Source organism: Amycolatopsis eburnea (genome assembly GCF_003937945.1).
GTDB lineage: Bacteria > Actinomycetota > Actinomycetes > Mycobacteriales > Pseudonocardiaceae > Amycolatopsis > Amycolatopsis eburnea.
This window is the reverse complement of sequence record NZ_RSEC01000063.1, coordinates 236224-248447: the sequence shown is the minus strand read 5'-3', so window position 1 is coordinate 248447 and position 12224 is coordinate 236224. Positions and strand designations below refer to the sequence as shown.

Genomic DNA, 12224 nt, shown 5'->3' with positions numbered 1-12224 from the left:
TTCATCTCACTCCCCAGTGCGATTCATGGCGAAGAATCACGCAAGGTTAAGGCTCAAGTCGTCGCGTGGGGATACGCAATCCGCAGAGTTCAGCCGAATGACCTATCGATCCTGGACCAGACGCAGGAATTTCCCACGTGATCCACTCCCGAAGCGGGCCCACTTGCCACTGTGGACACTCGATCGACTACCGGCCGTGACGCATCCGAATTGCGTGGTTCGCCGGTCGGATATTCACCGACAACCCATTTCACGAAATCGATCCAGGATCGAGCGGCCGCGCGACCCGGGCCGCGGTGTCCACAGGGGATCGCGGGTTCTGCCCGCGACGAGGTTCCGGTCGTCGACGACCCGTCCTCGACCACGGCGCACGGGCGTCGCGCCGGCCGAAAACCGTGAATGCCACATCGAGCGACCCCGAGGGCCCTCGATGTGGCATTCACGGACACGCGGGGCCGGCGCGGCTCAGCCCGCGTTGGCCAGGAAGGTCCCGCCCGACGGCGCGTTCTCCATCAGGCACGCGTGGCAGGGCATCCCGCGCAGCCCGTCGAGCACCTCGGCCTCGCCGGGGAAGATCGCTTCGCCGCACAGCGCCGTCAGGTGGCCGGGGACCGGGCCGGTGGGCACGGGGATCAGGTGGCAGACGCGTCTGCTCTCGCCGACGACACCTCGGCGCAGCCGCACCAGCGCGAGCATCCCACCGTTCTCACCCATACCGGAACCGTAGGCCGAACGGCCGAGCACGGCTTCGTGCCCGCGACCCAACGATCACCGCGGGTGGTGGTCCGCGATACCAAAGTCACGCCGGGGTCAGCACCGCCGCGCCGAGCCGCTGGCACAGGTTGAGCGCCAGCTCGACGTCCAGCCGTCCCTCGGCCAGCCCGCGCGGCAGCAGCTCCTGGGCCTTGCGGACGCGGTACTGGACGGAGTTCTTGTGCATCGTCAGCTCGGCGGCCGCCGCCGTGTAGCTGCCGCCGGAGGCGAGGAACACCCGCAGCGTCTCGCGCAGCCGGCCGCAGTTCTCGTCGTCGGCCGACATCGGCCCGAGCGTGCTCGCCACCCACAGGCGCGCCGCGTTGAGGTCGCTCGTCATCAGCGCGACCGTGCCCACCTCGCGGAAGGTCAGGACGCGGTCGCAGTGCTCACCGGCGGCCAGCGCCAGCGCGTGCACCCGGCGGGCCTGCTGGTGGGTGTCGCGGAAGCCGTCGACGCCGGTGCCCGGGTCGCCGACGGTCACCCGCACGCCCGGGTCGGCGTCCGCGAGCGCCGCGTCGAGGTGCTCGCGGCGGACCGACGCGACCGGCAGCCACACCCACGCGCCGGCTTCGTCCCGGGGCACGAACAGCGGACGGCCCTCACCGCCGGCGCGCTCCAGCACCGCCCCGGCGACCGACTCCAGGTGCGACAGCACGTCGTGGGCTTCGGACGCGTGCCAGACGACCAGCCCGACGTGCGTGCCGCGCAGCCGGTAGCCGATCACCGCCTCGGCCGCGTCGACGTCGGGCGGGCCGCCGTTCTCGCCGAGCAGGTCCAGCACCTTGGCCGCCCGGGCGGCGCTCCGGTTGAGCAGCCAGCGGTCGCGTTCGTCCTGGTAGACGCCGACGAGCTGGCGGACCACCCGGGTGATGAACTCGTAGGCGACCTTCAGCAGCCGGCGCATCATGGCCCCAAGCAGCGCCGCGTCCGTGACCACGCGGATGCATTCCTGGAACCCGAAGTCGAGCATCGCGGCCTGGCCGAGGTCGTAGGCGCGGATCAGGTCGAACACCGGGGTGCCGCGCTGCGCCAGCCGCCGCGCGTACTCCATCGCCGCGGCCGGCGGCTCGACGGTCGCCGGGTCGATGCCGTGCCGGAAGATCTGCAGGGCGGTCTCGATGTTCTGGTAGACACTCGCCGACAGCAGGCTGACCATGCGCTCGTCGTCGTTGACCAGCTGCGGCAGGTCGGCGGCGTACAGCTGGATCAGTTCCCCGGTGAGCTCGCCCGCGCGGTCCGCGAGGGTGGCGGCGATCTGCCGGATGTGCTCCGAGACGACTTCTTCGTCCACCATGGAGCCACTCTACGGGGTCGTGGATCAAGCTAATCGAGGAACTCGTCGATCAAGTCGAACGTCGCACCGGGAGCCTGCAGCGCCGGCATGTGCCCGGCGCCCGGCACCACCTCGAACCGCGCGTCAGGGAATGCGGCCGCGTACGCCTTGCCGAAGGCCGGCGGGACGACGGTGTCGTCCTCGCCCCAGATGAGCAGCGCCGGGATCCGGACCCGCGCCAGGCGGCGCAGCAGCTTCGGGTCGGCCAGGCCGGGGCCGGCGTAGGTCCGGAACGCGGCCAGGTCGGCCGGGTCCGGGCCCGGCGCACCGGCCGGCGGCCGCGGCATCCGCACGGGGACGCCGTCGACCTCCGGGCCGATGGCGTCGAGCAGGACGAGCGCGCCGAGCCGCTGCCCGCGGTCGCGCACCGCCATTTCGGCCGCGACCCAGCCGCCGAAGGAACTGGCCACCACGGTGACCCCGGTGAGGCCTTCGTCCTCGAGGAGGTCGAGGTAGGCCAGCGCGAGGTCGTCGACGCCGGTGCACCAGTCCGGGCGCGGGGTGCCCGACCAGCCCGGGTGGGTCGGGGCGAGCACGCGGGCACGGGGCGCGAAGTGCTCGACGACCGGGGCGACGCCGCGGGGTCCGGCGCCGCCGTGCAGCACCAGGACGGTGCGGTCGCCGGTCCCGGTGTCGAGGAGGTCGAAGGTCATGGTGGTCCTTTCGTCAGTGGTCGGCGGAGAGCCGGGTCATCTGCTCGACCATCGCGGCGGGCGCGCCGGGGGCGAAGCAGGCTTCGAGGTTGTCCGCAGACTCCCGCGCGGCGGCTTCCGCGCGGGGGAACATCGCGGCTTCGTACGCCGAGAGAGCGCTTTCGACGTCGTCGTGGTCCGCCAGCGCGAGCGCCAGTTCGGCGGCGTCGAGCATGGCGAGGTTCGCGCCCTCGCCGGCGAAGGGCGACATCACGTGTGCGGCGTCGCCCAGAAGTGTCACACCCGGGACGCGCGCCCACCGGTGCCCGACCGGCAGGGCGTGGATCGGGCGCGGGACGAGCACGCCGTCGTGGTCCGCGATGAGCGCCCGAAGTTCGGGCGCGAAGTCGGCGAAGGCGTCGAGCAGCCGGTCCCGGTCGGAGAGTTCCGCGACCGCACCGGGATCCCCGGTCTCGACGGCGGCGTACACCCGGATCCACCCGCCGCCGGTGCGCTGGGCGATCAGCCCCTTCCCCGCGTCGAGCGCGAACATCGACCCGGGCCCGACCAGTGCCGCGAACCGTCCGTCCGCATCGGACAAGCGCGCTTCCACGAAGGACAGTCCGGAATAGACCGGGACGGCGTCCGACAGCAGCGGCCGGACCTTCGACCAGGCACCGTCGGCACCGACCACCAGGTCGGCCTCGACGACTTCGCCGGTGCCGAGGGTGAGCCGCCCCGGCGACACCGCGGTCACCTTCGCGCCCCAGCGGACGACGCCGCCGGGCAGGGACTCGACGAGGATCCGCTTGAGGGCACCGCGATCGATCTCGGGCCGGGTACCCCCGCTCGCTTCGGCGGTCTCCTCGAACCGGACGACGCCGTGGCGGTCGAGGATCCGCAGCGCTTCGCCTTCTTCGCGGGCGCAGGCCCGGAATTCGGCCAACAGGCCGGCCTCGGCCAGTGCGCGCAGCCCGGATTCCTCGTGCAGGTCCAGGGTGCCGCCTTGGTCACGGGCGCCGGGCGTGGCCTCCAGTTCGTACACGGCCGCGGCGATGCCACGGGCGTGCAGGACGCGGGCCAGGGTGAGCCCACCCAGGCCGCCGCCGGCGATGGCGATCGCGGGCATCAGGACTCCTCGATTCCGGGGCGCGGGGTGGCGAGCGCGCCGTTGAGCAGCGCGTCGAACGCCCACCTCGCGCGGACGGGGCCGGGGCCGGACACCAGGTCGGCGGCCAGCGCGGCGATGTGCGGGTGGGTCCGCGGCGACGCCGCCGCCACGGACTCGACCATGACCTCGTGCTCGCGAGCGGCGCCCGGCTTCTCCCGGCGGCTGCCGTGCTCGACGGCGGCCGCGGTCGCGCTCAGCAGCAGCACGTCCACCGCCCACGCCGCCTGCCCCGGCGCCATGCCGCCCTCGTCGAGCAGCGCCAGCACCGCCTCGACCAGCGCGAAGTAGTTCGGCCCGCTCAGCCGCGTCACCAGCGCGACCCGAGCCAGGCTCGGGTGGGCGAACAGCACCGCGCGGTAGGACTCCAGCACCGCCCACAGGCGTTCGCGCCAGTCCCCTTCGCCACCGAACTCGACCTCGGCGAGCAGTTCGTCGAGCACCGCGGCGTGCAGCTCCTCGGTGTCCTTGACGTAGACGTAGAGCGACGCGGCCCCGGTGTCGAGCTCCTTGGCGAGCCGCCGCATGGTGACGCGCTCGACGCCTTCGGCGCGCATCACCGCCACCGCCGTCGCGACGATGCCTTCACGCGTCAACGCCGGCTTCGCCGGGCGCTCCCGCCGGTTGTAAGTGCTGTCCGGAGCCATGCCCCCACCATAACGAACATGTTCGCGACGAACACGTTCGGGTGAGCCGGATCACGGCCAGGGTACGGAGTGGTCCTCAGAATTTTCTCAGAACAATGTCGCCTTGCGATTAATCCCGAAACATTCCCGAAACACGAAGCAGACCACTCCGCTAACTGGTCTGAACCACTGGAGCAAGATCACCCTGACGGCGGTTTTACGTTGCGCACAGCCGGAAAACCAGTGAATCACTTTACTTAATTATGCTTAACCGACGTTAGGACCTTGTGACGGGTGACGGACGGGCGGTATATGTGAGCGAACCGAATTCGCAGCGGCCGGTCCCTCCCCCGGCCGGTTCGATGCCGCCCGCACCGACACCGGAGGCACCATGCACCGCCTGAACCCGGCCCGCGAGCACGTCATCGGGCTGTACCGCATCGTCATCGGCTTCTTGTTCGCCTGCCACGGCCTCAAGACCCTGTTCGGCCTGTTCGGCGCGAAGGCCCCCGCGGCCGTCGGCGCCTGGCCGGGCTGGTGGGCCGCGCTGATCCAGCTCGTCTGCGGCGTGCTCGTCTGCGTCGGCTTCGGCACGCGCGTCGCCGCCGTGCTCGGCTCCGGCTCGATGGCCTACGCGTACTTCACCGCGCACGCCCCGGACGGCCTGTTCCCGATCCAGAACGGCGGCGAGGCGGCGACGCTGTTCTGCTGGTCGCTGCTCATCGTCGCGTTCGTCGGCCCCGGCCGCTTCGCGCTCGGCAACCTCACCACCCGGCAGCGGGAAGCGCAGCCGGAACGCGCCGGCGTCACGGCCTGACGAGGAGCCCGGCGGCGCCCCGCGCCGCCGGGCCGCCTAGCGGGAGATCCCCACGCCGCTGCGCGCGTCCGGGCCGTACTTCGCCAGCTCCCCCGCGAGGTCGAGCCGCCCGATGGCCGCGCTCTTCGCGCGGTCGTCGTCGGTCAGCAGCTCGCGCGGGATGATCCAGACCACCTCGAACTCGATACCGCTGGGATCCTTGGCGTACAACGACTTCGTGGTCCCGTGGTCGGACGACCCGACCAGCGCGCCCGCCTCGCGGAGCCGGCCGGCGATCCGCTCGAGGTCGCCGAGGGTGTCGACCTCCCAGGCGAGGTGGTACAGCCCGACCGACGTCCGCCCCGCGCCGGAATCCTCGGCGTGGGCCCCGATTTCGAACAGCCCGAGGTCGTGGTCGTTGGTCGAGCCGGGCGCCCGCAGGAAGGCCGCGCCGCGGTGGGCGTCGCCGCCCTCGATGTAGCCGAAGCCCAGCACGTCCCGGTAGAACGCGACGCTCTCCGCCAGATCCCGGACGTAGAGCACGGCGTGGTTCAGGCGAAAGATCGACATCGGGACTCCCGCGCGCGGCACGTAATCGATTGAAGTTTCAACTTCAGGCTACCACGAACGAAGCCACCCAGAGCCGCCCGAGCCAGGCCGCGTAGCGCTCGTCGGTCCACTCGCGCCGCTCGACGAGCTGGTGCCAGAGCGTCCCGTCCGTGGTCGACCACAGCACGTCGCGGCATTCGTCCTCGGCGACCGCCAGCTGCCCGGTCTCGGCGGCCGCGCGCGCGTGCCCGGCCATCGCCACCAGCCGCTGCCGCTCGAATTCGGCGAGCAGCTCCGCCGCCGCGGGGTCGCTCGCCGCCGCGCCGCGCACGGCGAGGTGCAGCCGCGCGGTCCGCCGCATGGTCGCGGTGTTGAAGACCGCGAACGCCGTGAAGCGCTTGCGCAGGTCGGGCTCGGCGAACAGGGCACGCAGCTCCGGGCGGTCGAACAGCGGGACGTCCTCGTCGTCCCCGCCCACGGTGACATCCCAGGTCCGGCGCAGCAGCGCCGGCTTGTTCTTGAAGGCCGCATAGACGGTCTCGGGCGCGACCCCGGCCTCGGCGGCGACGTCGGCGATGGTCGTCCGGCCGTAACCCTTCGTGACGAACAGCTCGTGCGCCGCGCCCAGGATGCGCCGCCGGTTCTCGCGCGCCTGCTCCTGCCGCCGGCTGGAGTCGTAGCGGCGCTTGACGGGCCCGTTCATCCGATACATCCTCACTGTATTGAAAACAGCACGACTGTATTGGAGTCATCATGCCAGCACCCACCGAAGCGTTCCTCGCCGACGTGCTGCCCAGGCAGACCGCCGCCGAACGCGCCATCCACAACGGCGACGCGGGCCCGCGCAGCGAGCTCTGGTCGCACGCCGACCCGGTGTCCCTGTTCGGCGCCTGGCTGCCGCTGCGCACCGGCTGGGCCGACGTCGGCGCGGCGTTCAAGCGCGTTGCCGCCCAGTTCTCGGACTCGCGCGACTACCGCTTCGAAGTCGTCGCGGCGGGCGCGAGCGGCGACCTCGCCTACACGATCGGCTTCGAGCACAACACGGTGTCGGTCAACGGCAAGCCCACGACGTACACGCTGCGCGTCACCCACGTGTACCGGCGCGAGGACGGCGAGTGGAAGATCGTCCACCGCCACGGCGACCGGCCTCCGGACGAACCCCCACCGGACGCGGAACTCGCTTCGTGAACCACTCTCGGTAGGTCCGCCGACCGACCGGGCGACAAACCTTCGACACCGCATCGAGGCCCTGTTCAGGCGGCCCGGCGGTTCGTAGGGTGGTTCCACCGCAGGACATCGTGTCAGCTGTCCCGCGGGCGGTGGCGCCCCCGGATCCGACCTTTCCCCGAAGCCAAGTCCGGGGGCCCACCGCGTCCTCAGCTGATCGTGCCGCTCTCCCACCACCAGCTCTGCGAGCCGTAGGGGTACTCGACCCGGCTGTCGACGTGCTGGTGCGCGTCCGACAGCGTGTACCGCTCCAGGCCGGAGAAGCCGCAGGCTTCCGCGAGGACGTAGACCTGCCGGGTGCTCAGCCCGCTGACGTAGATGTCGGCCGCGACCCCGTAGAGGTGCATGCTGTTCGACGCGCCGCCGACCGACTGGTTGTGCGCGATGCTGCGGAAGCCGGACGAGATCGTGATCGCGCGCCCGCCCGCTTTGAGCCGCAGGGCTTCGAGCTTGTACATCAACCGCCGGACGTTCTCCTTCACCGTGGCCGCGCCGACTTTGCCGCCGTCGAAGCCGGAGCCGTCCTTCGAGGTGAATTCGCCGAATTCGAAGTGGGCGGTCGAGCCGTCCGCCGACTCGAGGGCGTTGAGCGCGGCGAAGTCGTCGGAGTCCGCGATCCCGGTGGCGGGCAGGTGGTTCGCGACCTGGAACCGCGTCAGCGCGGCCGCCGTCCCGGGCCCGAAATCGCCGTCGACGGCCACGCAGGTCTGCTTCGGACCGTCGGCGGCCCAGCCGGCGACGCGGATCTGCAGTTCCTTCACCGCGGCCCCGGTCGAACCGGACCGCAGCGACGACGGCCACGAGTAAGCCGAGGCGACGCCGGGGAACGCCGTCATCACGGCGGCGCCGCCGGCGAGGACGACCCCGGTCTTGAGCAGGGTGCGACGGTCGAAAGTGGTCACGAAGGCCTCCGGAGTGGACGGCGACGGGGCCCGCAGCAGACACCGGACGGCCAAAGATCCGCCAACCGCGCGTACGCCACTCCGGCGCGGCCGCGGAGCGGTTCGTGAATTCTCCACCACCTCTTGCGCAGTTAGCTTAGCGCTAAGCTAGTCTCCTTAGTGCTAAGCAACCTCTCCGAAGGAGCCCCATGCGCATCACCGTGTTCGGCGCCGCCGGCAACGTCGGCCGCCGGGTCGTCGCCGAAGCCCTCAGCCGAGGCCACGAAGTCACCGCCGTCGCACGGGATCCCCGGCGCGCCAAGGGATTGCCGGTTCCCGTACGCCCGGGCGACGCCGCGAACCCCGAAGACGTCGCCGCGGTGAGCCGCGGCCAGGACCTCGTGATCACGGCGACCCGCCCCGCACCCGGCCGGGAGGACGAACTGGTCGAGGCGACCCGCGGTCTACTGAAAGGCCTGGCCGGGACCGGCGTGCGACTGCTGGCCGTCGGCGGCGCCGCCACGCTGACCACGCCGGCCGGGACCACCGTGCTCGACGCGCCGGACTTCCCCGCCGAGCTGCGCCCGATCGCCTCGGCGTGCCAGGCGCAGCACGACGTCTACCGGGCCGAGACCGCCGTCGACTGGACCTACGCCAGCCCGCCCGCACTCCTGGAGCCGGGTGAGCGAACCGGCCGCTACCGGCTGGGCCGTGACGACCTGCTCGTCGACGCCGACGGCCGGTCGGCGATTTCGATGGAGGACTTCGCGGTCGCACTGCTGGACGAGGCGGAACGGCCGCGCCACCACCGGACCCGCTTCACCGTCGCGTACTGAGCACATTTACATACATACACCATGTATGTAACCTGGCCCGCATGACGCAACGCAGCGAAACCCTGGGTCAGGAGCACCGCGTCCGGCTGCCCGCCGGCGAGGTGCGGTACTTCGAGCGGGGCTCGGGCGCCCCGGTGGTGTTCGTCCACGGCGTGCTGACGAACGCGGAGCTCTGGCGGAAAGTGGTCCCCGACGTGGCCGGCGGCGGGTTCCGGTGCCTGGCGCCGGACCTGCCGCTCGGCTCGCACGACCTGCCGATGCGCGCGGACGCCGACCTCTCCCCCACCGGCAACGCCGACCTGATCGCCGATTTCCTCGAGGCGCTCGACCTCCGCGACGTCACGCTCGTCGCGAACGACACCGGCGGCGCGCTGACGCAGATCATGCTCAGCCGCCGCCCGGAGCGGGTCGGGCGGGTGGTGCTGACGCCGTCCGACTGCTTCGAGTACTTCTTCCCGCCGATCTTCAAGGCGCTGCCGCCGATCGCGCGGGTGCCCGGGTCGATGGCCGTGCTCGGGCAGCTGCTGCGGATCCGGGCGCTGTACCGCCTGCCGCTGCTGTTCGGGTGGGTGACCAAGCGGCCGCTGCCGGACGCGGTCGCGCAGGCCTACCTCGGGCAGCTGCGGAAGTCGGCCGGGGTGCGCCGCGACCTGCGCAAGCTGCTCAGGGACGTCCACCCGCGGCACACCTTCGCCGCGGCCGAGAAGCTGAAGACCTTCGACCGGCCGGTGCTGCTGGCCTGGGCACCCGAGGACAAGCTGTTCCCGATCCGGCTGGCCCACCGGCTCGCCGCGCTGCTCCCGGCCGCGAAACTCGTGGAGGTGCCGGACTCCTACACCTTCGTCTCCGAGGACCAGCCCGCCGCGCTGGCCCGCCACGTCGTCGAGTTCGCGGGCGTCATGGCAGATTAGGCGGGTGCGACGTACCCAGCAGGACCGTTCCGCCGGCACGAAGGCCGCCTTGGTCGCCGCCGCACGCGAACTGTTCGCCGTCCGCGGCTACCAGGCCGTGCCGGCGGACGAGATCACCCGCGCGGCCGGGGTCACCCGCGGCGCGCTGTACCACCACTACGGCGACAAGCAGGGCCTGTTCCGGGCCGTCGTCGAGGAGCTCGAACGCGAGCTGACCGAGGAGGTCGAAGCCGCGTTCGGCGCCGCCGCCGACCCGCTGACCGGCATGCTGCGGGGGCTGGGCGTCTTCCTCGACGCCTGCCTGCGCGAGGAGGTCCGCCGCATCTCGCTCACCGACGCCCCGGCCGTGCTGGGCTGGGAGGTCTGGCGCGAGATCGAGGCGGAGTACGGCCTCGGCCTGCTCGTCACCGTGCTGGAGCAGGCCAGAGCGGACGGGCTGATCGTCGACCAGCCCGTCCGCGCCTTGGCCCAGCTCGTGCTCAGCGCCGTGATGGAAGCGGCGCGGATGATCGCCGCGGCGGACGACCCGGAACGGACCCGCGCCGAGGTCCAGCAGGTGCTGGGCGGCTGGCTCGGGAGCCTGCTGCGGACCTAGCGCGTCCGGTAGGTGCTCAGCACCGCCGGTCCGACCGCCGTCGTCGAAACCAGCCGCAGGTCCGCGGGCACCGCGCCGTCGAACAGCCGGCGGCCCGCGCCCACCAGGCTGGGGAACACGAGCAGCCGGTACTCGTCGACGAGGCCGCGCCGGGCGAGCGCCTGCGCGATGCCGATCGAGCCGATGACGACCAGGTCCCCGTCGTGGCGCTCGACCGCCTCGAGGAGATCCCCTTGCAGCAGCGAGGAGTTCCGCCACGCCGTCACGTCGGTCAGCGTCCGCGAGACGACCAGCTTGCGGGCCGCGTTCAGGCGGCTGGAGAACTCGTCGGTGCGGCCGGGCCAGAGCTTCGAGAAGAGCTCCCACGTTGTACGGCCGAGCAGCAGGGTCCCGGTTTCGAGCAGCGTGCCGAGGCGGAACTTGTCCCCGGCCACCGCCTCCGGCCCGTGCCGGAACGCCCAGCCGCCGATCGCCGTGCCGCCCGAACCGTCCGGGTCCTCGGCGACCCCGTCCAGGGTGACGAATTCGGTGACGATCACGCTCATGACTGCTCCCGGTGGTTCCCGCCGCGCCCCGTTGGCGCGGCTGCACCGGTACCTACCGGCGGCGGCCGCCGGATTCATCGGCCGCCGCCGGAGGAATTTTTTCCTACGCCGTGACCAGCGACAGGCCGTAGGTCTGCAGGATCTCGTTCACCGGCTGGAACCACGTCTCGCCACCGGAGCCGCAGTTGCCCCAGCCGCCGGAGGTGACGCCCTGGGCCTGGTCACCGGTGATGAACGAGCCGCCGGAGTCGCCGGGCTCGGCGCAGACGTTGGTCCGGGTCATCTGGTAGACCGCGCCCTGGGAGTAGTTGACGGTCTCGTTGAGCCCCAGCACCGTGCCGCAGTGCCAGTGCGTGGTCGAGCCCGAGCGGCACACCGACGTGCCGACCGGCGCGACCCAGGACCCGCGGACGAGCGCGTCGCTGACGGTGCCCCAGCCGAGCACGACCGGCGCGGTCCACCAGCCGTTGCCGATGCGGATGAACGAATAGTCGTTGCCGGGGAAGGAAGAACCGGCGAAGCTGCCCATGGCGGAGCCGTCCCAGCCGACGACCGAGCTGCCCGTCCCGCCGCAGTGCCCGGCGCTGACGAAGCCGCCCTGCACGGAGAACCCGATGGAGCAGCGGGTGTTGCCGTTGATGTAGTACGGGTCGCCGCCGACGGTGCCCGCCGAGAACGGCTGCGCGGCCGGCGCGTTCGCCACGGTCACCGGACCCGCTTTCGCGGCACGGGCGAGGAAGGCGTCGACGTCGGCGCCGCGCGCACCCGGTCGCACGGTGACCACGACGCTGCCGGCCCGCGGGTCCACGCGCCAGCCGCTGACGGCCGCCGGTGCGGGGTCCGCCTTGGCCGAGGCGTCGATCGCGGCCTTCGCGGCGTCGAGCTTCGCCGCGCTGACCCGGGCGGTGGTGGGTTCGGCGCCGGTCTTCCCGACGGCGTCGGCGGCGGCCGGGTCGGTCACGCCGACGACGAGCTTGCCGAGCGCGGGGTCGAACCACGCGCCGCCGAACGCGGCCCCGGCGGCCCGCTGCGCGGCGGGCATGATCCGCGCGGCGGACGTTTCCTGCCCGAGCCGGGCTTCGGCCTGGGTGGCGGTCAGGCCGAAGTCCCGCTGCATGGCGGCGATCAGCCCGGGCGACGCGACGGCCGGGCTCAGCGAGGCGGAAGCGAGGGAAGCGGTCAGGACGGCGGCGCCGCCGAGGGCGATGGCGATTCTTCGACGCATGGGGACTCCTCCGGGGGGAAAGAAACACACCGTGCGCCGAGTGTGCGGGGCGAGCTGCGACGGGTCCAGATTTGTCCGGTCTTCTGTCCGGAATTAGCGGGAGCGAACGTCTGTCCATTGCAGACTGACGGCGGAATTACCCTG

The 12224-nt window shown here is 72.0% G+C and carries 15 protein-coding genes; 5 read left to right on the top strand and 10 right to left on the bottom strand.

All coding sequences use genetic code 11. From position 1 onward, the window contains the following. Window positions 1-465 precede the first annotated feature (465 nt). The 5 genes from EIY87_RS44940 to EIY87_RS44920 form a co-directional block, all read right to left on the bottom strand. Window positions 466-714: a hypothetical protein gene (locus EIY87_RS44940; RefSeq protein WP_225440424.1), complete on the bottom strand. Its 249-nt coding sequence runs from the start codon at window positions 712-714 to the stop codon at window positions 466-468. An 85-nt stretch (window positions 715-799) separates the two neighbouring features. Beyond that, window positions 800-2050, bottom strand: coding sequence for a PucR family transcriptional regulator (locus EIY87_RS44935; protein ID WP_125316198.1), 1251 nt, complete (start codon window positions 2048-2050; stop codon window positions 800-802). 29 nt (window positions 2051-2079) lie between these two features. Continuing rightward, window positions 2080-2742, bottom strand: a complete 663-nt coding sequence (locus EIY87_RS44930; RefSeq protein WP_125316197.1) for an alpha/beta fold hydrolase — start codon at window positions 2740-2742, stop codon at window positions 2080-2082. A gap of 13 nt (window positions 2743-2755) precedes the next feature. Continuing rightward, a complete protein-coding gene (locus tag EIY87_RS44925) occupies window positions 2756-3850 on the bottom strand; it encodes an FAD-dependent oxidoreductase (protein ID WP_404800160.1) in 1095 nt (364 codons plus the stop codon). After that, window positions 3850-4536: a TetR/AcrR family transcriptional regulator C-terminal domain-containing protein gene (locus tag EIY87_RS44920; RefSeq protein ID WP_125316196.1), complete on the bottom strand. Its 687-nt coding sequence runs from the start codon at window positions 4534-4536 to the stop codon at window positions 3850-3852. The genes EIY87_RS44925 and EIY87_RS44920 overlap by 1 nt, the downstream gene beginning before the upstream one ends. A 370-nt stretch (window positions 4537-4906) precedes the next feature. Between EIY87_RS44920 and EIY87_RS44915 the strand changes: the two genes are divergently transcribed. Then, the gene (locus tag EIY87_RS44915; RefSeq protein WP_125316195.1) at window positions 4907-5332 is read left to right on the top strand and encodes a DoxX family protein; all 426 of its coding nucleotides are present in this window, start codon (window positions 4907-4909) and stop codon (window positions 5330-5332) included. A 36-nt stretch (window positions 5333-5368) separates the two neighbouring features. Here EIY87_RS44915 and EIY87_RS44910 read toward each other — a convergent pair whose 3' ends face one another. Further along, the gene (locus tag EIY87_RS44910) at window positions 5369-5881 is read right to left on the bottom strand and encodes a VOC family protein (RefSeq protein WP_125316194.1); all 513 of its coding nucleotides are present in this window, start codon (window positions 5879-5881) and stop codon (window positions 5369-5371) included. Between the two features lie 43 nt (window positions 5882-5924). Beyond that, a complete protein-coding gene (locus tag EIY87_RS44905; RefSeq protein WP_125316193.1) occupies window positions 5925-6563 on the bottom strand; it encodes a TetR/AcrR family transcriptional regulator in 639 nt (212 codons plus the stop codon). Between the two features lie 50 nt (window positions 6564-6613). On the opposite strand from EIY87_RS44905, the gene EIY87_RS44900 reads away from it, so the two are divergent. Beyond that, window positions 6614-7048 (top strand): YybH family protein, encoded by a 435-nt coding sequence (locus EIY87_RS44900; RefSeq protein WP_125316192.1) that lies wholly within the window; start codon window positions 6614-6616, stop codon window positions 7046-7048. 188 nt (window positions 7049-7236) lie between these two features. On the opposite strand, the gene EIY87_RS44895 is transcribed toward EIY87_RS44900, so the two are convergent. Then, a complete protein-coding gene (locus tag EIY87_RS44895) occupies window positions 7237-7989 on the bottom strand; it encodes a D-Ala-D-Ala carboxypeptidase family metallohydrolase (RefSeq protein WP_225440423.1) in 753 nt (250 codons plus the stop codon). A 188-nt stretch (window positions 7990-8177) separates the two neighbouring features. On the opposite strand from EIY87_RS44895, the gene EIY87_RS44890 reads away from it, so the two are divergent. Genes EIY87_RS44890 through EIY87_RS44880 form a run of 3 tightly spaced genes read left to right on the top strand, consistent with a single transcriptional unit; the run spans window position 8178 to window position 10310 of the window. Further along, window positions 8178-8804: an NAD(P)-dependent oxidoreductase gene (locus EIY87_RS44890; protein WP_125316191.1), complete on the top strand. Its 627-nt coding sequence runs from the start codon at window positions 8178-8180 to the stop codon at window positions 8802-8804. 41 nt (window positions 8805-8845) lie between these two features. After that, the gene (locus tag EIY87_RS44885; protein WP_125316190.1) at window positions 8846-9715 is read left to right on the top strand and encodes an alpha/beta fold hydrolase; all 870 of its coding nucleotides are present in this window, start codon (window positions 8846-8848) and stop codon (window positions 9713-9715) included. Between the two features lie 4 nt (window positions 9716-9719). Next, window positions 9720-10310, top strand: coding sequence for a TetR/AcrR family transcriptional regulator (locus EIY87_RS44880; protein ID WP_125316189.1), 591 nt, complete (start codon window positions 9720-9722; stop codon window positions 10308-10310). Here EIY87_RS44880 and EIY87_RS44875 read toward each other — a convergent pair. Beyond that, complete coding sequence (locus tag EIY87_RS44875) at window positions 10307-10855, bottom strand: dihydrofolate reductase family protein (RefSeq protein ID WP_125316188.1); 549 nt, start codon at window positions 10853-10855, stop codon at window positions 10307-10309. The two genes, EIY87_RS44880 and EIY87_RS44875, sit on opposite strands and share 4 nt — an antisense overlap. 103 nt (window positions 10856-10958) lie before the next feature. Continuing rightward, window positions 10959-12080: a S1 family peptidase gene (locus EIY87_RS44870; RefSeq protein ID WP_125316187.1), complete on the bottom strand. Its 1122-nt coding sequence runs from the start codon at window positions 12078-12080 to the stop codon at window positions 10959-10961. Between the last annotated feature and the right edge of the window lie 144 nt (window positions 12081-12224).